Annotated in this window: 18 protein-coding genes and 1 pseudogene; 5 read left to right on the plus strand and 14 right to left on the minus strand. The window is 40.1% G+C overall.

Features of this window, described 5'->3' with window-relative positions; genetic code table 11:
* Positions 1-186 precede the first annotated feature (186 nt).
* Complete coding sequence (locus tag Q4550_RS11110) at positions 187-909, plus strand: 3-ketoacyl-ACP reductase (protein WP_303532700.1); 723 nt, start codon at positions 187-189, stop codon at positions 907-909.
* Between the two features lie 93 nt (positions 910-1,002).
* Here the strand turns inward: Q4550_RS11110 and Q4550_RS11115 are convergent, their stop codons facing one another.
* From Q4550_RS11115 to Q4550_RS11125, 3 genes are all read right to left on the minus strand, one after another.
* Positions 1,003-2,340 carry an SGNH/GDSL hydrolase family protein gene (locus tag Q4550_RS11115; RefSeq protein WP_303532702.1) on the minus strand — a complete coding sequence of 446 codons (1,338 nt, stop codon included), beginning with the start codon at positions 2,338-2,340 and terminating at the stop codon, positions 1,003-1,005.
* 309 nt (positions 2,341-2,649) lie between these two features.
* The gene (locus Q4550_RS11120) at positions 2,650-3,825 is read right to left on the minus strand and encodes a GNAT family N-acetyltransferase (RefSeq protein WP_303532703.1); all 1,176 of its coding nucleotides are present in this window, start codon (positions 3,823-3,825) and stop codon (positions 2,650-2,652) included.
* Between the two features lie 15 nt (positions 3,826-3,840).
* Positions 3,841-4,422 carry a hypothetical protein gene (locus Q4550_RS11125; RefSeq protein WP_303532704.1) on the minus strand — a complete coding sequence of 194 codons (582 nt, stop codon included), beginning with the start codon at positions 4,420-4,422 and terminating at the stop codon, positions 3,841-3,843.
* 180 nt (positions 4,423-4,602) lie between these two features.
* On the opposite strand from Q4550_RS11125, the gene Q4550_RS11130 reads away from it, so the two are divergent.
* Positions 4,603-4,887 (plus strand): spore morphogenesis/germination protein YwcE, encoded by a 285-nt coding sequence (locus Q4550_RS11130; protein ID WP_303532705.1) that lies wholly within the window; start codon positions 4,603-4,605, stop codon positions 4,885-4,887.
* Positions 4,888-4,980: 93 nt separating this feature from the next.
* Here Q4550_RS11130 and qoxD read toward each other — a convergent pair whose 3' ends face one another.
* Genes qoxD through qoxA form a run of 4 tightly spaced genes read right to left on the minus strand, consistent with a single transcriptional unit; the run spans position 4,981 to position 8,828 of the window.
* Positions 4,981-5,307: a cytochrome aa3 quinol oxidase subunit IV gene (qoxD, locus tag Q4550_RS11135; RefSeq protein WP_303532708.1), complete on the minus strand. Its 327-nt coding sequence runs from the start codon at positions 5,305-5,307 to the stop codon at positions 4,981-4,983.
* Between the two features lies 1 nt (position 5,308).
* Positions 5,309-5,917, minus strand: a complete 609-nt coding sequence (gene qoxC / locus Q4550_RS11140) for a cytochrome aa3 quinol oxidase subunit III (RefSeq protein WP_303532709.1) — start codon at positions 5,915-5,917, stop codon at positions 5,309-5,311.
* Positions 5,918-5,931: 14 nt separating this feature from the next.
* The gene (gene qoxB / locus Q4550_RS11145) at positions 5,932-7,875 is read right to left on the minus strand and encodes a cytochrome aa3 quinol oxidase subunit I (protein WP_303532711.1); all 1,944 of its coding nucleotides are present in this window, start codon (positions 7,873-7,875) and stop codon (positions 5,932-5,934) included.
* A gap of 17 nt (positions 7,876-7,892) precedes the next feature.
* Entirely contained in the window at positions 7,893-8,828 is a 936-nt protein-coding gene (gene qoxA / locus Q4550_RS11150) for a cytochrome aa3 quinol oxidase subunit II (RefSeq protein WP_303532839.1), read from the minus strand.
* Positions 8,829-9,264: 436 nt separating this feature from the next.
* Between qoxA and Q4550_RS24470 the strand changes: the two are divergent.
* Positions 9,265-9,411: pseudogene (locus tag Q4550_RS24470) on the plus strand (SDR family oxidoreductase); the annotation flags it as partial.
* Between the two features lie 59 nt (positions 9,412-9,470).
* Here the strand turns inward: Q4550_RS24470 and Q4550_RS11155 are convergent.
* The 3 genes from Q4550_RS11155 to Q4550_RS11165 form a co-directional block, all read right to left on the minus strand.
* Positions 9,471-10,916, minus strand: a complete 1,446-nt coding sequence (locus tag Q4550_RS11155) for a sucrose-6-phosphate hydrolase (RefSeq protein ID WP_303532713.1) — start codon at positions 10,914-10,916, stop codon at positions 9,471-9,473.
* Between the two features lie 66 nt (positions 10,917-10,982).
* On the minus strand, positions 10,983-12,377 hold the full coding sequence (locus Q4550_RS11160; protein WP_303532715.1) for a sucrose-specific PTS transporter subunit IIBC: 1,395 nt from the start codon (positions 12,375-12,377) through the stop codon (positions 10,983-10,985).
* Positions 12,378-12,553: 176 nt separating this feature from the next.
* Positions 12,554-13,543: a LacI family DNA-binding transcriptional regulator gene (locus Q4550_RS11165; protein ID WP_303532716.1), complete on the minus strand. Its 990-nt coding sequence runs from the start codon at positions 13,541-13,543 to the stop codon at positions 12,554-12,556.
* Between the two features lie 228 nt (positions 13,544-13,771).
* Here Q4550_RS11165 and Q4550_RS11170 point away from each other — a divergent pair, with 228 nt between their 5' ends.
* Complete coding sequence (locus Q4550_RS11170; protein WP_303532717.1) at positions 13,772-15,169, plus strand: MFS transporter; 1,398 nt, start codon at positions 13,772-13,774, stop codon at positions 15,167-15,169.
* A 39-nt stretch (positions 15,170-15,208) separates the two neighbouring features.
* On the opposite strand, the gene Q4550_RS11175 is transcribed toward Q4550_RS11170, so the two are convergent.
* Both Q4550_RS11175 and Q4550_RS11180 read right to left on the minus strand, forming a co-directional pair.
* The gene (locus Q4550_RS11175) at positions 15,209-16,540 is read right to left on the minus strand and encodes an NAD(P)/FAD-dependent oxidoreductase (protein ID WP_303532719.1); all 1,332 of its coding nucleotides are present in this window, start codon (positions 16,538-16,540) and stop codon (positions 15,209-15,211) included.
* Positions 16,541-16,628: 88 nt separating this feature from the next.
* The gene (locus Q4550_RS11180) at positions 16,629-16,985 is read right to left on the minus strand and encodes a hypothetical protein (RefSeq protein ID WP_303532721.1); all 357 of its coding nucleotides are present in this window, start codon (positions 16,983-16,985) and stop codon (positions 16,629-16,631) included.
* 232 nt (positions 16,986-17,217) lie between these two features.
* On the opposite strand from Q4550_RS11180, the gene Q4550_RS11185 reads away from it, so the two are divergent.
* A complete protein-coding gene (locus Q4550_RS11185) occupies positions 17,218-18,294 on the plus strand; it encodes a CotH kinase family protein (RefSeq protein ID WP_303532722.1) in 1,077 nt (358 codons plus the stop codon).
* Between the two features lie 82 nt (positions 18,295-18,376).
* On the opposite strand, the gene Q4550_RS11190 is transcribed toward Q4550_RS11185, so the two are convergent.
* Both Q4550_RS11190 and Q4550_RS11195 read right to left on the minus strand, forming a co-directional pair.
* Positions 18,377-20,269, minus strand: a complete 1,893-nt coding sequence (locus Q4550_RS11190; RefSeq protein WP_303532723.1) for a cation:proton antiporter — start codon at positions 20,267-20,269, stop codon at positions 18,377-18,379.
* Positions 20,270-20,619: 350 nt separating this feature from the next.
* Complete coding sequence (locus Q4550_RS11195; RefSeq protein WP_303532724.1) at positions 20,620-22,782, minus strand: DNA topoisomerase III; 2,163 nt, start codon at positions 22,780-22,782, stop codon at positions 20,620-20,622.
* Positions 22,783-22,917 lie beyond the last annotated feature (135 nt).

The following is a 22,917-nucleotide window of genomic DNA, read 5'->3' on the forward strand; positions in this document are numbered from 1 at the left end:
TTTTTATGTTTAATCGATTTATATCATTTAGCTTATCTTTGCTTCCACAGTAACTGTAACCGATAAGGACTATAGTTAAACATACGAATGCTTTTATGAAGTTTAGTAAGCGATTGCTTATTTTTGAATTCTGGGTATGCTAGCTTTAGACTATTAGATAGAGACGTGAAGAAAGGATGATCAATAATGGGACAATCCATTAAAGGTAAAATCGCTTATATTACTGGGGCAAGTAGCGGTATCGGACGTGCGACGGCTCTTCAGCTTGCAAGTGAAGGGGTTCATATTGGCTTGATTGCCAGAACAGAAAGCAAGCTAAAAGAAGTCGCTGTGGAAGCAGAATCTTACGGTGTTAAAGCCGTTGTTGCGCCTGCTAACATTGCAGAGATTGATGAAGTTAATAAAGCCATTGATCACTTAAAAAACGACCTCGGCTCGGCAGATATTCTGATCAATAATGCTGGTATGGGGCGATATGGCTCATTCTTAGAAATGGCGCCCGATGACTGGAAAGAAACTCTCGAAGTAAATGTTTACGGGACGTATCATGTAACGCGGGCTGTACTTCCACAAATGATCGATAAAGATAGCGGTGATATTATCACAATCTCGTCAAGTAGCGGTCTAAAAGGCACAGCTGGCTCAACATCTTATAGTGCTTCTAAGTTTGCCATCCAGGGCATGACCGAAGCTCTCATGCAAGAAGTTCGCAGAAATAATATTCGCGTCTTCACACTAAACCCAAGCCTTGTTGCTACTGAACTCGTCTTCGGCGACAAGCTCGACGAACAGGATAAGGAAAAGTATATGCAACCTGAAGATCTCGCTGAATATATGGTTGGCCAGTTGAAATTGCACCCTCGCATTTTCATCAAGCAGTCATTGCAGTGGGCGACAAATCCGTTTTAAATCATAAACAAACAAACCAGGGGGCTCATTTGCAATGAGCCCCCTGGTTTGTTTAAAACGCTTTCCTACATAATAATTAAATGTTGCCCTCCCTCATTCAAATATCGATAGATCAACCGTATCTGCCATCTTCTCGTATCCTTCATCATTTGGGTGCAAATGATCTCCAGAATCGTACTTCGGGAGATATTTCGCAGGATCGTCAGGATCTCTCAATGCTTTATCAAAATCAATTACATCATCGAAGGCTCCACTTGTCCGGATCCAGTCGTTAACTTCCTGACGTGTTTTCTCCCCTTCTTCTGTATACATATCGGAATTCTTATATGGTGTTAACGTTCCTCCATAAATATCGAGACCCTTTTCATGAGTTGCTTTAATAATCGCTTTCATACGATCAATGATTTTCTCTGAATCATATTCAGGATAATGTCTTAAATCATTTATACCTTCGTGTAATAGAACCGCTTTTATTCCTTCCTGACTTAAAACATCTCGATCTAATCTAGCTAATGCGTTCTCGCCTTTTCCTTCTTCACTATTAATTAAATGATTCGCAGATACCCCTGCATTCAAGACAGACATATTCACATGAGCTTCTTCTTCATTCATTCGATTGGCAAGATAGTCTGGCCATCTGTTATTCGCATTCATAGTTGAATAATTGCCATTCGCTATTGAACTCCCTATTATGACGAGTGCACCATCTACTGAATGATTTGGAACCACCTCTAATCTATCTAACCAGAACCAGGCTTCTTCTTTTGAAGTGTATGATGTTCCTTCCACATCCCCAGCATGATTTCCTTCCTCAGACATGTACACCGTTTGGTTTGAACGCTGATGCCATGTTGTAGGTCCAGTCTCACCATCTACTGATAAACTGACAGCAAGATTCTGATCCGCGCTAATAGGGAATTCAATCGAATCGCTATACTGCTTTTCACCTGGAGGAATTGTAACGGATTTCTCTCCGTTAAACGTGATAACTTGATCTGTCTCGCCGTCTACGCTCGCACCTTCTTTTGAGACAGCAACCCTTACTTCTTTCATAGATAAAGGTAATGAACCAAATTCATTAGACAGTCGAATACGCATTTGATCTCCATCCATATGGGGACGAAGTATTAACCGGATTGTTTGATCCTTAAAACCTTCATGCGAGTTTCCATCCTGAGCAGGCGCCTGCATGCTTGCTGTCCAAGATCCGACCCACTCACTCTCTTCTGATGCACTATTATTTGATGAAGGCCATCCTTTAGCACTTACCAAACTGATTGATCCAATGAGTGCAATGATGATAAAGCCAATTCCTATTCGCGTCATTGTTTTCTCGCCTCTCATGTTGTTTTCTATTGCACTTGTGACTTCCAAAGCGCTTCTGATAAAAAAGCCTTCGCATACTTCCAATAATCTCAGTTGGTCGACCATTCTTTGTTTCCTATTCTTAATTAAGAAGCATACCCTTATTCCTATAGAATGAAGCCGTTTGAGCTTTAACGTAAATAACTTGCAAACAAACTGATATATAGATTACGAACAGTTAAAACGGAAAGAAGCTGATAAGATTCGCACAATATCAATTTAAAAATCCGGTCCATAGGAAGATGAACAAAAAAATCGCCACTTTCATCATTTGAAAGAGGCGATTTTTTAATGAAAAACGATTCAATAAAACAAAAGCGATTATTAATTCATTTACCTTAACAATTGAGAAAGCAGCTGGCCAAGGTGAACTTATTAGAAGAAATCCATAAAATTCGATTCTCTGTTCGGTATTACTTTTTGCAGAATGGCTACTTCCTTCTCTGGCCCTTGCAGTAAACCTGCTTCATAAAGCAATTCCGCCTTCTGATAGCCAGTTAGAAGGGCTGTCAACGTATTAATATTACATCGTAGTCCACGTTTAGGTGGATGCATACAAGAAGCATTTTCTTTATCTCCCTTGTACACATTAACTCCCTCAGCGCTAATATGATAGCTCCTATTATTCCATTGTGCATGTGCATCTGTAATATGTAGAAAGAATGATTCATTCTTATCTAACTTGAATGGATACTGTTTTAGAAAGTTCTCTACATCTACGATTCGTGCCATGAAATAGGCTTCAACTATTGTTTTCACTTTAGGGTTGTTCAGCAAGAAAGGGAGTGGATCGGCTACATTCGTCAGCAGTGTTCCATCATCAATCATAGAATCATGCTGACAGATATAATTCCAAAGCCCTCGTCTCGCCTCACCATCCAAACAAACCAATTCCTCTACCTCAATCGAACGATCTTTTACTTGGTAGTACACATACCCTGTTAATCTGCCTTCTTCGTTTCGATATCCCGCAAACTGAAATCCTTCTGAATATACCCGTTCCCGCCACCAGCTTTCCGTTCGAACAAGCATGCCATTAAATCGATTAGAAAATTCTTCATATACTGGATTAAGCGTTTCGTAGACGTGTTCTAGTACAATTCGTCGAACTTTACCATTTACACTTGGTAACAGTTTGAAATCTTCCTTCTTTAAATTTAACTTTTTCCAGTCATTCAGAACTTCAAAACCAAACTTACGGTAAAAGGGAATTTGAAAAGGATGGAGAAAAGAGATAGTTTGTCCTCTATTCTTCATTTCCGATAGGGCGTTTTGTAGTAAACGTGCTACTCTCCCACCTCTTCTATGCTCAGGGTATGTTGCAACCGACGCAATACCGCCCATAGCGAACTTTTTCCCAGCAATCCATGTTTCTAAATCAATTAAATGAAGCTTAGCGGCAAGCTCGTCGCCTTCAAAATCTCCCCATATTTCATGTTGACTATAGCCCCTAATTTTTTCTTGTAAATCTTTATCAGGAACTTTATATTGAAAAGCATATTCTGAAAGTCGTACGGCATCAATTACTTCGCTTTTTTCTAATCTTCGCATGTTAAGCCTCCTAATTTAACGTTTTCCTTTTATTACAATCATGAGTGGACCAACAATCGGTAGAAGACCATGTATCCCTGACACACGGTCGCGTTCACGTAAAGCCAGAATAGAGAGTCCTGTTAATACTAGAAAATCGATCGTCATCACATGAACAAAATTCGATTCTAGAAAAGCTTTGTGATAAATAGAAGCATCTCCAGCCACTAGTCCGTAAATCATTAAACCAAGAGCTATCATAATAAGGACAAGGGAAAGACCACGAGATTGAAGTAATATCCTCAACTTATCTGGCGTTCGATTGGGGGCATCCTTCTTCTTATTTAAAATAAAATATGGCATTAAGCTAAATGCCCCAGCTACAAATGAACCAAGTACAAATGGCCATGCTGGTATTGAACCTCGGTCGCTCCGTAACAGCAATACAGCAAAAACAGCAGGAAATACTCCGAGTAGAGAAAACATGGCAAGCAAACTGGGATCGGGTTGATTCATCGTTAATAATTCAGAAAGATAAGGACCATTTCCTTCTGGCGCTAGAAAAACTGAATACAATATAAACCCAAGCCATAGAATAAGTAAGATGAATCTCTTCATCATGCACCTTCTTTCCACTTTATCTTTCTAAATCATAAAGTTATCCTGAAAAAATCTCAAATATGTGTAGAATTTTCGAACAATTGTGGTATACTAATTGTAACAAAACATTCACAAATTATTCTTTATTTCGACATAAGTTTAGTTTGTAAGCGGTATCATAAAAAGGAGTTGTTAACTATGGATGTCTATATGGTCTATCTTTTCGTTATCACGGCTACACCGTTGTTTCTGTGGCAGGATTATAAGAAGCTTGCTTTCTTACACACACCGTTTATTGTGGCAATCTGGGCGCTACTTATTTTCTACATTGGTGGCGGTATGACTCCAGTAGCACATACACTCTTTATTACTCTTTTCGCAATTAATGTTCTTTTCGCTCATTTAGCGGCTTATCTCATCTTTGCTCGCCCATTCCTTAAGGAACGGTCACTTGCAAAGAAAATGCCACAAATTGAAGAATAAGAATACTATAGGGTCACTAAAGGATCACCTTTCACTATCAAAAACTTCAAACAAAAAGCTGTTCACCTCTTAAGGTGAACAGCTTTTTTTGAATCACATATTCATATTGTGCATACCGAATGACATAACCCAGATTGTACCTGCAACGACTGCAACTGCAATGAAAACTGCGTAAAGAATCGTTCCGATCTGAATTCGGCTACTATCACTCTCAGTAATGTGCATAAACATTAAGAGCTGAATCCCTGCCTGAATCAATGCCAGGATGACAACAATAATCATAATCGTTCTAAAACTAAAGTCTGAAGCGAATCCGACCCATAAAGCAAGTAGTGTTAAAACGATCGATAGACCGAAACCAACAACGTGGCTCCATGGGAAATGGCTATGACTATTTGTCTGCTCGTTGTTTGAGGCCATCTTACATCACCATCCCATACAAGTAGACTGCTGTGAAGATAAAGATCCACACAACGTCAAGGAAGTGCCAGTATAAACTTGAAATAAAGACCTTCCTTGTTGTGTCAGGTGTTAATCCGCGCTGTTTTAACTGAATCAAGATAAGAATGATCCACGCAATACCCATAGTAACGTGGGCACCGTGCGTTCCGACTAATACGAAAAAGGCAGACCAGTATGCACTCGTTGTTAGTGCAGCACCTTCATGAATGTAATGAACAAATTCATAGATTTCAAATCCTAGGAATCCTAAACCTAATGCGAGTGTAATACCTAACCAGAGAAACAATCCTTTAAGAGAGTGATTTCTCATATAGTGAATAGCAAGTCCGCATGTGAAACTACTTGTTAGTAGCAAAAATGTTTCAATTAACACACCACTAATTTCAAAAAGCTCTTCTGGTCCTGGACCGCCAGCTGTACGACCAACTAATACTAGATAAGTGGCAAACAGTGTTGAGAACAAAGCGATTTCGGCACCGAGGAAAATCCAGAAGCCTAGAATATTCAGTCGGCCAGTTTCCGACTGATATTCTAAAGGCGTGTTAGGAGAATATTCGACTGATTCCATGCTTCACGCCTCCTTTATAAAGTAGTTTTTTTCTCATCTTCTTCTATTTCTTCTACGCTAACGTAGAAACCTTTATCATAATCAAATGAACGAATCACCATTGTTGCAAGGACACCAATTAGTCCAAGAATAGACATCCAATTCCAAGAGAATACCATACCAAATCCTGCAATAAAGAAGAATACACTCATCACAATCGGCACGCCTGAGTAACTAGGCATATGAATTGGTTTATAAGGTTTCTTCTCAGGTGTTTTTCCTTGTTTCTTCTCTTCTTTCATAATCCAGAATGCATCATGTCCTTTCGCTTCAGGAAGATGAGCGAAGTTATAATGCGGTACTGGAGCTGGTGTTGACCATTCAAGTGTTCTAGCATCCCAAGGGTCACCAGTTGTTTCACGTGGAGAGTAACGGAAGCTATAGTAGATGTTATAAACAAGAATCAAGAATCCGATTCCCATTAGCATACCACCGAACGTAGCAAGTACGTTTAAGCTCATCCATCCGTCTCCAATTCCATATGTGTAAATACGACGAGGCATTCCTGCAAGACCTAGGAAATACATCGGGAAGAAACATAGGTTAAATCCTGCAACGAAAATCCAGAAACTCCATTTACCAAGACGCTCGTTCAAACGGTGATTGAACATTTTTGGATACCAGAAGTATAGACCTGCGAAACAAGCATACACAGTACCCGAGATGAGCACGTAGTGGAAGTGAGCAACTAGGAAGTACGTATTGTGGTACTGATAGTCAGCAGCTGCCATCGCTAGCATAACACCTGTTACCCCACCGATAACGAAGTTCGGGATAAAGGCAAGCGACCAAAGCATCGCTGTCGTAAATCGTATTCGCCCTTTGTACAGAGTGAAAAGCCAGTTAAAGATCTTCACACCTGTCGGAACAGCGATTAACATCGTTGTGATGGAGAAGAATGAGTTAACTGCTCCACCTGCTCCCATCGTAAAGAAGTGGTGAACCCATACTAGGAAGCTTAGTCCGGCAATAACGACCATGGAATAAACCATTGCTTTATAACCGAAAAGTGTCTTACGTGCAAATGTACTAATAATTTCTGAGAACATACCAAACGCTGGAAGAATAACAATGTACACTTCAGGGTGACCCCAAATCCAGAAGAGGTTTGCCCAAAGCATTGGCATACCGCCATCCATCATTGTAAAGAAGTGACTTCCAAACAGACGATCAAACGTCATAAGTGCAAGTGCCACGGTGAGAACCGGGAATGCAAAGATGATGATAACCATCGTAATTAATGAAGACCATGTAAACATAGGCATTTGCATAAGCTTCATAGATGGTACTCTCATTTTCAAAATCGTAACGAGGAAGTTAATACCCGTTAATAATGTACCGATACCTGCAATTTGTAAGCCGAGTAAGTAATAGTTCTGCCCTACTCCTGGGCTTAGTTCAAGACCAGCTAATGGAACATAACTTGTCCAACCAGCAGATGGAGATCCACCAATAACAAATGAAATGTTAAATAGCATAGCCCCCATGAAGAAAGTCCAGAAACTTACTGCGTTTAGAAACGGATAAGCAACGTCCCGTGCACCAATTTGCAATGGTACAACAACGTTTATTAAACCAATTAAGAACGGCATAGCCATGAAAATAATCATGATTGTTCCGTGCGTTGTAAATATTTCATTATAGTGGTTCGCATCCAAAAAGCTTGAATCTGGAACCGTTAATTGCGCCCTCATGAGCATGGCATCTACACCACCGCGGAAAAGCATAAGAACTGCTGCGATGATATACATGATACCGAGTTTTTTATGGTCAACAGTGGTTAGCCACTCCGTCCATAACCATTTCCATTTTTTGAAATACGTTAAGGCGAAGATTGCGCCAATCAATGTTAGTGCAATTGATACATCCGCCCCATAGATCAGCGGATCCCCGGTGACAAAAAATTCATCCAATTTCATGGTGTCTTCCTCCTCTCTTAATGCGAGTGCTCCTCGGAATCTTTTTCAGAGTCTTCATGGTTCATTTCTGAATGATCCATTTCTGAGGACTCATCTTCATCAGTTGATTCGCCATTACGGACCTTTGTTGCGTATTCAGCGTCCATTCCATGATCAACCCACTGAAGGTGAGTTTCTGAGAATGTCTGCTCTTCTGTATGACCTTTAAGCATCAACTCATTGTATTTCTCTTGAGTAAGTTCAGGTGCGTCTTGCGCCTCTTCTACCCACTCTTCGTAATCTTCTTGAGATTCAGCTGTTACAGTAAATACCTGCTCAGTAAATCCTTCACCAGTGAAGTTGGCATTACGTCCGCGATACTCACCAATTTCATCAGCTTGCAAATAAAGTTCAGTCATCATGCCAGACATTGTGTATTCCTGCCCACCAAGTGACGGAATCCAAAATGATCCCATTGAATCTGCCGATGCTAATTTAAATAGAATTGGGTGATCTTCAGGGATATGAAGATAGTTCACCGTTTCAATATTTTCTTCTGGATAGCTAAACACCCATTTCCAATCGACTGACGTCGCATGAATTACAATTGGATCTTTATGAGACGTCGCTTCCGGTGCCTCTTCTAGTGCAAAAATCGTTTGTACAGTCGGCACTGCAAGTACAATAAGAATAATTACCGGAATTACAGTCCAAACAATTTCAAGGAATACATTCCCCTCGATATGTGGAGGTTCGTATTCAGGACCACTCTTACGCTCACGATATTTAACAAGGATGAGTGTAAATAGCACGAACACGACCAAAACAATAAACAGCATAAAGCCAATAGAGAAAAGAATTAAATTCGCTTGTTGTTCTGCTACAGGTCCTTTTGGATCAAGAACGGTTAAGTTACTACAGCCACTCAATACCATCACTGCAAGAAACATACTGAGCGCAAAAAATGATTTCATTCGCTTCACCGCCAGGCCACCTTCCTTTCTTCCTATATATTAGTTAAGTAGATTTTAAACAAAAAATGACAGAAACAACTGTTACCATTGGCTATTGTAGCAGGTTCCTTTCATAAATGTGACAGGTGTCACAAGATGTCAAAAGTTGCTCATGTATTTATCACTTTTTTGTCACATCTCATACATATTTTGTTCAAATTTGTGGAATGATTTAACTTTAATGGATATAACAGCGCTTGCTTTATTTGTCTCTTTTTTTCTTTAGACGCGGTCGTTGTCTATTCAATAGACTAATTGATAAAGTATGACTGTATTTTGAAATGAGGTTATCATGAGGTTATCATGAACTGACAAACTAGCACTTATTACAGGGTCAACTTCCAGAATAGGTAAAGGAATTGCGGAAGTACTATTAAAAAAAGGTGCAGAAGTTATTATTAACGGACCAACATCGTTAATTCAACGTTTTGCACGAGTCGAAGAAGTGGCAAACACAGTAGCCTTTCTCGCGTCACCATTATCATCAGCGATAAATGGATCAGCTCAGCGTGTAGAGGACGGAATTATTCGCTCCGTTTATTAGTACTACCCAATATGAAACCCCCCTCTGACTTGGTCAGAGGGGGTCAGAGGGGGGTTCGGCTATTTTGCTTCAAGTAGCCACTTTGTCGCTTGCACATCTACATAGCCGTTACTTTTAAAGGTAAGACTTACATCATGTTCATCAGGGAAAAACCTTGATGTGAACACTTCCTCACCATCATTTACAAACATTTCAATCGAGGATGAATCGACATAGAATCGAAGGTTATATACTTCATCAATGGAGCAGCTTCGCGACTCATCCTTTCCATCAACAAAACTCTTTCGTTTAAACGTTAATATTCCTTTATCCGCATCATAAATCATTTCGGCATTGTTTCGGAAGTTAACAGCAAACGAGTTTTCCACTTTCTGCACATGAAGAAGTAATTCATATGTGGTTCCGTGAAACTCCTCCCATTCCTTTTCTTCATTAGAAAGCGTGATTTCTTTTTTCATTTCATTCTGTCGCATGGCTTCTAATTCCTTCACAGGACGTTGGATAAGTTTATCCCCTTCGTAAGAAAGCTCTCGTGGGATGGTTAGCATGTGTATCCAATTGTGTTCGATTGTTGGATGATACTCTTCTCCTTGCTCAGGCACACCCATCCAACCAATCATCAGCCTTCTTCCGTTCTCATCAAGTGTCGTTTGTGGTGCATAAAATTCAAAACCTCGATCAAGCTCTGTAAATGATCCGTGATTCATCTTTCCACTCACATAATTTATTTCTCCAGAAAGGTACCCGGTTTGATAGACATTTTGGTACAAGTATCCTGTAGGCTTTAGCCCTTGTGGGGAAAAGAGAAGAATATCCTTCCCATCTAATTCAAATAAGTCAGGGCATTCCCACATGAATCCTAAATCGCCAATCGGTTCTTCCCCAGAAGCTGTAACGTCCCCTTTCAACGTCCAGTCCTTTAAATTGGTTGATTCAAACAAGGCGACTCGCCCTTCCTCATTTAGGTTCTGCGTACCAACCACCATGTACCATTTATCTAAATGCTGCCACACTTTTGGATCTCGAAAATGAGGAGTATATCCTTCAGGCAAGTTTAATACTACGCCCTTTTTATCAAAGTGAATTCCATCTTCTGATTCAGCCAGACACTGATAGGTTTCACGATGTCCCTGCTCATCTTTTACATTCCCAGTATAGAAAAGCATCAATTTATCTTCAGAGACGACCGCACTTCCCGAATAGCAGCCATTCTTGTCGTACCAGTCCCCAGGGGCTAATGCAATTGGGGCAAGCTCCCAGTTAATGAGGTCTGTAGACGTATAATGTCCCCAGAATTTAGCGCCATGATCCGTTTTAAAAGGCATCCATTGAAAGAAAACGTGATAAACGCCCTTCCATTGTATAAAACCATTTGGATCATTTAATAACCCTGCAGGTGGCATTAAGTGAAATGCTGAGCGGCGGTAGTCACTTTCAACTGTTTCACGTTGTGCCTCTATTTCTTTCATTGCAAGATCTTTTAGCTGCTCGTTTCGATCCGTCATAAAAATCACCTAGTTCATTGAAATTTTGAAAAAGGGGATCCGCTTTATTGAGGATCCCCTTCACTATTATTTATCTAGCATACCGTCTTTGTAGCCAAATGCCCATGTAAGACCAAAGGCAACCCCAATCGAAATAATGTTAACAAGTAGATACAAGACAATCTGACTATTCAAGAATAGTAATGTACCTGGGATAACAGTAACTGCAAGGCCCGTCGCTTTTAACTTAAAGAGTGATGCGAGGAATCCGCCGACTGCACCACCGATTAATCCCATGATAAATGGCTTCATATACCGGAGATTGACACCAAAGATAGCCGGCTCTGTAATTCCAAGAAAAGCAGATAAAGAAGATGGAAGGGCTAATGCTTTCAATTTCTTAGACTTTGTTTTCAGGCCAACAGCAAGTGCTGCCCCACCCTGAGCTGCGATTGCTGCAGAAATAATTGGGTTAAATGGATTGTAACCAAGGTTTTCAAACAACTGAATTTCAAGGAAGTTGAAAATGTGATGAACACCTGTAATAACAATAATTTGATGGAAGAATCCAATGATTAAACCACTTAGACCAAATGGAAGATCAAGAATATAAATCGTACCATCCATGATGTACTCTTCTACCGTATGGAAAATAGGGCCGATCGCAAATAGCGACAAAGTAATCATAATTAACAATACTAGGAACGGAGTTAAAATAAGATCTAGTGCTTCTGGTACTATTTTACGAATTCGTTTTTCTAACTTTGCTCCGAGTAAACCTGCAACAAAAGCGGGAATAACCGAACCTTGATAGCCTACTACTGGAATAAACCCTAGAAACTTAAGTGGCTCTGCATTTCCTGCCGCTACTTCCCATGCGTTTGGAAGAGCAGGCGTAACAAGCATCAATCCGAGTACGAGACCGATCGTCGGATTTCCTCCAAACACTCGGAAGGTTGACCATGCTACAAGCGCTGGTAGGAAGATAAACGCTGTATCCGTTAGAACTTGTGTAAATAGAATAAAGTTATCTGAGATATCCCCTGGTGTTAAGCCGAATAGAGCAAGTATCTCTTCTTGAAGCACAAGACCGCGTAGTCCCATAAATAAGCCTGTTGCTACAAGCGCTGGAATGATTGGAACGAACACATCACCAAATGAGCGGATTGCACGTTGGAACGCATTTCCTTGCTTCGATGATTCTTCTTTAATTTCAGACTTAGTAGAACCAGTTGCTCCTAGCGCTGTCACCTCATCATAAATTCGGTTAACAGTCCCAGTTCCAAAAATAACCTGATATTGTCCAGAATTATAGAAGGCACCTTTTACTTTCTCTACCCCTTCTACTCTTTCTTGATCAATTTTTTCTTTGTCGTGTACCATAATTCTTAGTCTTGTAGCACAATGGGCAACAGATTGAATATTCTCCTGTCCACCTATAGCATCAATGACTTCCTGAGCAATCTCACGGTTTGTAGCCAAAACATTAACTCCCTTCCCATTATATGTTGCGCATGGTATCGATTCCACATTCGGCAAAATAAGAGCGTTTTCATTTCCTCGCTCTTATTAGTCTATCGTTAAGTAATTACATAATAAGTAATATGTGAACGATTCCACATTGGTTAAAAAGAAATTGACATCGCTTTCACTAGTTACTATACACTATCCCTTTCAATAAGTCTATAGTTAAGTTTAAGCTTTTTCTTTTCCAAAACTTTCCCTGATAGCTGCTCTAAAATAAGCTGAGCCGTTTTCTGTCCAGCATCTTCATTAAAATAGTCCACAGTTGATAATGCTGGCGTCACGTGGCGGGATAAGTCAGAAGCACCGATACCGAATAATGCCATATCTTCTGGAATGCGAATCCCCTGCTCTTTCAACAAGCCAAGCGCTCCAATCGCCATGCGATCCGTTACGGCAAAAATAGCGGTTGGTTTTAATTCGGATTGCTTCACTAATTGTTTGGCAGCTTCATATCCGGACTCAAATGTAAAGTTCCCATATTGAATCCAACCTTTTTCCACTGTTATACCGTGCTTTTTCATTGCATCAAGGTAACCCTGTTTCCTTACGATCCCAACAGCATGGTCTGTTTCTGGTACACCAATAAAACCAATGTGGCGGTGACCTTTTTCTATAAGTGACTCTGTCACACTATATGAAGAATGATAGTCATCGTATACGACAGACATGACGCCATTTAATTCCTGTCCAATTGCAACAAAAGGAATAGAAGCATCTGAAATGGTATCAAGTAATTCTTGGTTCCGATTTGTGGCAAGCAAAATAATACCGTCCACCTGACGACTTTTTAATAGCTTTATATTTTGTATTTCTTTCTCAGGCTGTAATTGGGTATTGGTTAGAAGAATCTGATAACCGTTGGCCGCAAGCTCATTTTCGATCCCATTAACAACACGACTGGCTGTTTCAGTACTGATTCTTGGCAGGATAACGCCTATAACGCCCGAACGCTTCGTACGCATTGTTTTCGCATGTGCACTCGGAATATATCCCATCTCTTCCACTGCTTCAACAACGCGCTGCCTTGCTTCATGACTAACATAACCATTGTCATTCAGCACTCGCGAGACTGTTGTTCGTGAAACACCTGCTCGTTTTGCTACATCCTTAATTGTTGGCATAACCGTTCCTCCATCATGACAGTCTTTCCTTCATTCATCATAATCGATCTCACTGCTGTTGTCTATAACTGGAAATATGTGTAGGGGGGACCGATTTTGTAAGTCTCCTCAGTTTACTTCTAATGTAATGCCCTCTATGATGTAGAAGAGTGTGTGTTATTTCGTGATACTAAATAAATAGCGTTAATAGATACTCCAAAAAATAACTTTATTTAAAGGAGGGCTGCTATGACAGACCACTATGAACATGAAAATTTAGATGCATCAGCGCGGAAAAAGCTAATTATTCTTGTATGTACGATTCTAGCTTTTGCCGTTATGAATGGAACAATGTTCAACGTTGCCATTCCCGATATTGCTGCATCTTTTAATCTCAGTCCATCAGAAGTAAGCTGGGTGTTAACTGGATATATTCTTGTATTTGCCATTGGCTCTCTTATGTACGGTAAGCTAGCTGATATCTATCCAATCAAAACTCTTTTTACTATAGGGATTAGTATTTTTGCTACAGGGGCCTTTATTGGTTTTCTTTCTCCCAACTATCCTACTCTTCTAGCAGCACGAATACTTCAAGCAATTGGTGGAGCAACAATTCCAGCGCTTGCCTTTATTGTTCCAATTCGGTTTCTCCCTAAAGAAAAAGGAAGAGTGTTTGGATTGATCTCTTCCACCGTTGCCTTTGCTTCAGGTGTCGGTCCTATAATCGGTGGTGTTGTAGGAGGTACGCTGAATTGGCGCTTCCTTTTCCTTTTCTCTGTTGCGACTGTATTTGCCATTCCGCTCTTTAGAAAATGGCTACCGAATGAAGAAAAGCGTTCAGGGTCCATTGATTTACCAGGTGCTGCGCTTATGGCCGTATCGGTAGCATCACTGTTGTTCTATATTACAACGTTCCTTTGGTATTTACTCGTCCTCTTTACCGTCTTTTTCATTCTATTCTTATGGCGAACGTTTACGATTACACACCCGTTTATCGATCCCGTTATATTGAAAAATACTAAATACACGATCACTGTGTTAACTAGTTTCCTTGGAACTTCCGCGCTCTTCGGATTGATATTCGTCATCCCGATTATGTTGCGAGAGCTTAACGGGCTATCAACCTTAAATATCGGTCTTGTCTTATTTCCCGGGGCAATGGCTGCTGGGTTAATCGGCCAAATCGGTGGTAGAATCATCGAACAACGTGGTGCCATACTTGTTGTAAAAATAGCGCTTCTTCTGATCGCAAGTGGAACATTTTTCATCTCAACGTTTTCAGGTTATCACGCATGGGTTATTGCTCCGTGTCTATTAATAGCTTACCTTGGGTTTCCACTCATCCAGAGTTCAACAGCTGATCTTCTGTCTTCTATTCTACCTGATAACCAAAATGGTGTAGGTATGGGGGTTTTCAATTTATTGAACTTCCTTGCTGGCGCTTTTAGTTCAGCTATTTTCGGAAGGCTTCTTGAAATGAAAAACGTTACGTTTACGATGAATCCACTTTCACGATCAGGAAGTAATCTCATTTTTAGTAACTTGTACCTTGGGTTAACCTGTATTGCTCTGCTCGCATTTGCCATCTTTACGTTGAAATTTCTATCAAAACGTGAAAAAGCACTATCCGAATCATCTGTGTCTTAATAAGCAATCAAAAGATCGGCCAGAGAGCCGATCTTTTTCTTACATCAAATTTGCAACATATAAACCGCTTGCTGCTGCCTGTGATAGAGAATGCGTTTCACCAGAGCAATCTCCGATCAAAAAGAGACCTTCTACTTCTGCTTCAAAATGATCATTTGTCTGGATCTTTGCTTCATAAAACTTTCCATCCATACCATATAGTAATGTCTCTCCATCAATTGGCTCACCGATCAGCTTTTCGAGGCGATCAAGAAACTCCTGAAGCGCACGAAGATAGATGTTCGGCACTTCGTCTATTAAGTTCCCAGCTTCTCCATCAAGAGAAGGAACAATTGAATTCGAACTTAGAATTGTCGAAGTTGTAGCTTCTTGTTTTTTTAAATCCCGCAGACGCTGGACAACAATTCGCTCCCCACCTCTATTAATCCCTCCAATAATTTGCTGTGCAGTGTTATCCGCTTCCTCTTTCGAAGAATAAAAAGAAGGAACAAATAAAGTGAAATTCAAATTGTTTCCTTGCGCATTCTTTTCTCTTTTATTCTGTCCATCCGGCATAACAAGCCCGTGTTGATATTTCCTTATAATTCGCCCATTTGGGTTCATACAGTACGTCGTTCCTTCAAATCCCTCTCGTTGAATATGAAGCTTCGTTTCAAACGTATCCTTCAAGATGGATGTGAGCTGATCACCTCGCATTTCTACTCGAATACCTAAATCAAGACGAGCAGGCCCAGGCACTAGACCTAACTGTTCACATTGGGCATACGTCCACTCACTTCCGCTATTACCTGTCGAGATAACAACATTTTTTGTTTTCACGTTTCCTGTTGAGCTAGTTACCTCAAAGCATTCCGCTTTTTCAATCGAGTAAACATCCGTTTCAAATCTTAAATCAATTCTTTCTAACAAATACTCATACAAATTTTGAAACACTTCAAAAGATAGGTTTGTGCCAAGGTGTCTAACTGAAGTCGTGAACACATCTAACCCTACGTTTTTAGCTTTCTCCTCTAACTCCAAACTATATGTATGATAAAGCTCAGCCTTGTCACCGCCAAAAGAACAAAGAATGTGGTCGACTTCCCACATCAATTTTTCCGACTGAGCAATACCTATTTTTCTACCGAGACTACCACCAAAATCATTCGTATAATTAAATTTACCTTCTGATTTACCTAGCCCTGCAAACCCTATGTATTGGTCACAACCGTTACAAGAACATTCTTGTTGTGAACGAGCTCTACAATTTCGGTCGGAAAGCTTCTTTCCTTTATCGATTAACATGATTTTATATTCTGGATGTAGCTCCGTTAACTGATATGCCATAAAAATACCACTAACTCCAGCTCCAATGATCGTGACATCGTACATGGCACTACCTCCAATCGTTTTATTTAAAAGCATATCACATCAAAAGGACTGATCTCTAAAAAATCAGTCCTTTAAATGAAAGCGAATATTATCTAACGACGTCCTCTTGAACGTCTGCCACTTGAACGTCTTCCTGAGCTACGTCTGCAGCTTGAACGCCTACCTGAGCGTCGACTGCGACGGTTACTACGTCTCCCTGTCGAAAAAAGTCCAGAGCGCACGCCGCACGAGCGTTTGCCTGAGCTACGTCTGCCGCTTGAGCGCCTACCTGAACGTCTTCCTGAGCTACGACGTCCTGAACGTGAACGCTTCCCTGAGCTACGTTTTCCACTTGAGCGACGACTACGACAACCGCTCGAACCTTTACCTGAACGACGACCAGATTTCTTCCCTGGCTTACGCTTGCCACCTCTAGCTTCGATCGGGTTTTGAATAAGAAACTCATCAAGTCCTGCTTCCTGAGCTTGTTGTAATAGCACCTCTACATTCATTGAAATATTCTTCAACACTGTTTGCTCCCTTCCCTTATCTTCTGCTTTAGCATTACTATATGATATGAAGAAATGAAGAGCTTGTTCAGTTCCTACGGAAAATTCCACTCTCTCCCATTTAAGTGGCATGATCTCATATAACCTCATATCTTGTTATGAGTAGGAAAAGGATAAAGGAAGTGACGTATGAGCATTCCACACTATCATTTATCGATCGATAAAAATGGTATGAAAAAGCTAAAAAAAGATAAATGGAGCGATCAACTTGTACCAGCTGTTTTACAAGTAGACCAAACGAATTATGAGGTGAAAACAACTTATCGTGGCGCCCACACGCGAAAATTCAAAAAAAAATCGTATATGGTTGAGTTTAATGACACGAACTTATTTCATCACCAAAAAACACTCCACTTAAATGCCGAATTCAATGATTATTCATTATTAAGAAGTAAGCTTTCTTTCAATTTATTTCATAAATTGAATGTACTAACTCCTAATGCTGAGCACATTATGCTCACACACAATAACCTCTTCTCAAGCATCTATTTAAAACTGGATTCGATTGATGAATTTTATCTTAACAATCATAACCTACCAGATGGGCCCATTTATTATGCTCAAAATGATGACGCCAATTTTTCACTCCTTCGACCTGATGATTACAAACCGAAGAAATCATTGCTTGATGGATATATGAGAAAATACGGATTAGAATCAGACGATCATTCAGTTGAAATTCTTCTATATAAAATCAACACTTTAACACAAGAAGAGTTTATAAATGAAATAAACAATTTAATAGACGTTGAAAAATATTTAAGCTGGCTATGTGGCGTAGTGTGCACACAAAATTTTGATGCTTTCATTCAAAACTACGCCCTTTATCAAAACAGGGAAACCAATCGGTTTGAAGTTATTCCATGGGATTATGACGCTACGTGGGGGCGAGATATTAACGGAAGAATGATGGAACATGACTATATCCCCATCGGTGGCTACAATACGCTTACAGCGAGACTACTAGCCTGTCCTACTTTTAGGACTCGATACCGATTAAAGCTTGAGCAAACAATAGAAACATTCTTTACCACCAAAGAACTTGAAAAAGAGATCAATGAACTTCACAAAATTTTGAGACCTTATGCCATTAACGATACTTTTCTAAAAAATAAACTAAGCTACTTTGATTCCGAACCTGACTTTATACTTCAATATATCCAAGACCGAGTGAATTTTATAAAGGAAGAATTGACTGATTTTTAAAATAATTTTTGGCCGGTGCCTGTCACTCGAATGAGCCTAAACACTAAATGAAAATAACCAAAAAGCCCCCAAACGGGGGCTTTTACTCATTTTCTTCCTTCTGTTTCTTTTGTTCTTTATCTTTTTCTAGTTTCTCATCGGATCGCTGCTTCTCAAGCTTTTCTCTAATCCGATTAAATTCTTTACTAGGTGGCATCAAACTAACAATAACATCACCTGCTTCAGCTCTCGTTTGAGAGTCATGGGCGAAGAACTCCAAACTTCCAGATGGCTTTTTCACAAAGAGCATGATCGTTTCATCGTCTCTTTCTTCAAGGTATTGATCATAAGCATATTGCTGAGTGATGTTTGTTTTACGGAAAACATACCCACTTTCTACCTTACGATTCAGGCTTTCCCATGTAGCTCCTTCTTTAAAGGCTACACGTCCACCGATCGTGTGAACAAGCTCCTCAAGGTCATCTCCTCGATCGTTACGTAAGCTTAACTGGAAGAGGTTATTACGACCAATCTCCGGAACGAATGTCGTACAAACGAGCGCATTGTAAGAATCGAGCTCCGTAGCTGCAAGCATATACTCGTAAGGGGTGAGATCAAGGCGATACTCCGTTTGCTCAGAAAGTATTTCTCCTCTATAAAAAGGTACTCCTGCTTTTCTCGTTGTAAGCAGCCTTTGCCATGATGAGTCTGTAATTAATACAGGGATTTTAAGTTCTTTCAGCGTTTTGGATAACGCCGTAGAGAACGTACTACCTCCAACAATCAGAACACCGGGCTGACCATCACTCGCTAGTCCAAGCTTCTCAGCAGTCCAACGAATAGAAAAGCCGTGAACCACTACAGTAGCGAATACTAATGCAAACGTAAGTGACATTAATATTTTTGCATCCTCAAATCCTGCATCAAGTAAAACACTAGCAAAGTAGCTCGCTACAGTTAATGCCACAATCCCTCGTGGCGCAATCCAGCCAACAAGCGTTTTTTCTTGCCATGATAAATCTGTTCCAATGGTTGATAACCAAATGGATAGTGGTCTTACTACAAATAACATCAGAATTACGAAGACCAGAATTTGCCAATGGAAAATTTCAAGCAAAGTGTCAACTGATAAAGAAGCTGTTAGCATGATGAAAATCGTCGAGATCAATAGCACTGAAATATTTTCTTTAAAATGCCTCATATCATCAATCGAAGAGATATGCATATTGGCAAGAGTAATACCCATTGCCGTAACAGCAAGCAGTCCAGTTTCATGCGTAATTTCATCAGCCACTGCGAAACAAAGAATCACCACTGCGAACACGACTGGAGATTTCAAGAATTCAGGTACATAACCTTTCTCGAACATCCAACCTACTCCGCGACCACATAAGAAGCCAAATAATGTCGCAAAAAGGGATCCTAAGAAAAAGACAAGAAGGACGGTTGCCGTTGCTTCTTCTACTTTTAAGAATTTAATAATTTCAAATGCAAACACAGCGAGAAGAGCTCCAAGTGGATCAACGATAATTCCTTCCCACTTTAATATTTTCGCGGGTCTTGGTTTTAGTTTGGCTTGTCTCAATAACGGCAAAATGACAGTAGGGCCAGTGACAATAAATAATCCACCAATAACAAATGCTACGCCCCAAGATAGGCCTGCAACATAGTGGGCTGATAACGAACCAAGAAGCCACGCTAGAAAAGCTCCTATCGTTACAATTCTTCCGACCGGTCTTCCAAGCCCTTTAATCTCACGAAAATCAAGATTTAGACTTCCTTCAAATAAAATAATAGCAACTGCAATAGATACAAACGGGTCAAATAAGTCACCAAATACATCTTCTGGATGAAGTAATCCAAAAAGCGGACCGACAAGCAATCCAATGATTGACATAACGACAATGGCAGGGAAGTGAAAACGCCAGGCAACCCACTGTGAAAAGATGCCAAGGGCACCTACAAGCATAATATTAAATAAAATCGAATCGACCATGGATAGCCTCCTTATGTTTAACAACTGCTAGTTCTTCATTTCTATTCTGTCCTTTGTACATAACTTCACTATAATCGAAGTGAACAGAAATGTTTGAAAATATGCTCAAATTTGTAGATATTAGTAAAAAAGAAGGAAACATCTATTACCTGCCGTCATTTTATACGTAATCACTGCTTCAGGCAACTATCTACTCTTTTCTATCTAATCAATCCCGAATGACAAGGTATGTGTTGTGAATGAAGTATTACCCTTCAATCTACAAAACGAACCCATTTCCATACTTTATTATTTTCTCATTACAAGAATAACATCGGTATGAAAAAAGAAGCAGGTCCCCCTGCTTCCTGTTATTTATCTTGATCAAGTTTTAATTTCGCTAAAGCATCAGCAAGAGCAGTATTAACCGGTTCATCCTGGCCTTGATTTTTCATATATTTTGATACGTCTTTCTTTGTTGCTTTGGTATTCTTTTCCTTTTTTCGTCGTTCATTAAACGTCGATAGCTTTTCACGATGACCGCACTTACATATAAATGTCTGTGCATCTCCCTGGCCATGAAGCTCGAGCTTTTTCTTACACTTAGGGCATCTAGCATTCGTTACTTTACTTTTACCTTTACGGTATCCACATTCTCGGTCCTGACAAACGAGCATTTTCCCCTTCTTACTTTTCACTTCGAGCATTAAATTCCCACAGTCGGGGCATTTGGTTCCCGTCACGTTATCGTGCTTATATTTCTTCGTACTTGATTTGATCTTCTGAACAGTTTCATTTGCGTAAGCCTTCATCTCTTCAATAAATGCCTGCTTCGATAGTTCGCCTTTTCCAATCGCTTCAAGCTTTTGTTCCCATTCTGCCGTTAGAGCCGGGGATTGTAATTCGTCTGGAACGATGTCTAACAATTGCTTTCCTTTAGACGTGATTGTTAAGTCTTTGCCATTCTTTTCAATCAACAAGCTATTAAATAATTTCTCAATTATATCTGCACGCGTTGCAACGGTTCCTAGCCCGCCTGTCTCACCAAGTGTTTGGGCTAGCTTCTTATCCTGATTACCAAGAAATTGAGCCGGCTTCTCCATTGCAGTTAAAAGAGTTCCTTCGTTAAAACGAGACGGTGGGTTTGTTTTCCCTTCTGTTCTTGTAAGAGATAGAACGCGAAGTTCCTGTTTTTCTTTTAGCTCTGGAAGGATAACATCTGCTTCTTCAGTATCGTAAACTTCTTTCCAACCGGCTGAAAGAACACGTTTGCCTTTCGCATCAAAATGCTCTTGGCCAATCTTCGCAACAACCGTGACTTGTTCGTATTCAAATGGAGAGTATAGTGCTGCAACAAATCGCTTTACTATGAGATCATAAACCTTACGATCCTTATCGCTAAGCTCGCGAATAATGGGTGTTTGCTCCGTAGGAATAATGGCATGATGATCAGAAACTTTTCGATCGTCAACAATGTGCTTTCCAGTTTGAATTGGGTTCCCAAGTACTTTTCGAGCCGTTTTCTCATAAGGTGCCACTGCTTCTAGTCGTTCTTTTAACGTATCCTTCATATCAGAAGACAAAAAGCGAGAATCTGTTCGAGGATATGTGACGAGCTTATGCTGCTCGTACAGTCGTTGTGTAGCTGAAAGAGTTTCCTTTGCAGAAAACCCATAGCGTTTATGAGCGTCTCTCTGTAATTCCGTTAAATCATATAAACCTGGAGCGAACGTCTTTTTCTTTGCTTTTTTCACTTCTTCAATCTGAACTGGTTTGCCCGATAAATTCTTTAGGTAAGTATCTATTCTGTCTCGATCAAATACGCGCGAATCATTCGATTTCGCATCGCGATAAGTTAATTTAAAACCATCTACAACAGCAGAAATCCCATAATAGCGTTCAGGTACAAAGGCTTTTATTTCTTCCTCTCGTTTTGCAATAATCGAAAGCGTTGGTGTTTGTACTCTGCCACTAGAAAGCTGTGCGTTGTATTTTGTCGTAAGCGCTCGAGTTGCATTAAGGCCTACATACCAATCCGCTTCAGACCTAGCTGCAGCTGCTTGGTATAGGTTCTTGTACTGATTTGCCTCTTTCAAATTCTTAAAACCATCACGAATCGCTTTATCCGTTACAGAAGAAATCCAAAGTCTTTTTAACGGTTTTTGGACACGTGCTTTTTCAATAATCCATCGTGCCACAAGCTCCCCTTCTCGTCCCGCATCAGTGGCAATGACAATTTCGCTAACATCTTTCCGATTCATTTGCGTTTTTACCACGCTAAATTGCTTCCCACTTCTTTTAATAACAACTAGCTTCAGTGGGGCAGGAAGCATCGGTAAGTCCTCTAGCTTCCACGTCTTGTATGCTTCATCATAAACTTCTGGATCAGCTAGAGTCACAAGGTGACCAAGCGCCCATGTGACGATATAACGGTCTCCTTCAAGAAAACCATTTCCACCTTTTGTACAATTCAATACCCTCGCAATATCACGTCCAACAGAGGGTTTTTCCGCAAGAATAAGCTGTTTACCCACAATACCAATCTCCTCAAAATCGATTCTTTTCTATTTACTATCATACCAGCTTCGATGTTACACGTGAAACAATGGAAATAAGATACTGTTTCTTTCGCTATAAAGTTTGTAGAAGATATATGAACATACAAAAAA

It is taken from the genome of Anaerobacillus sp. 1_MG-2023, from assembly GCF_030547345.1.
GTDB lineage: Bacteria > Bacillota > Bacilli > Bacillales > Guptibacillaceae > Guptibacillus > Guptibacillus hwajinpoensis_B.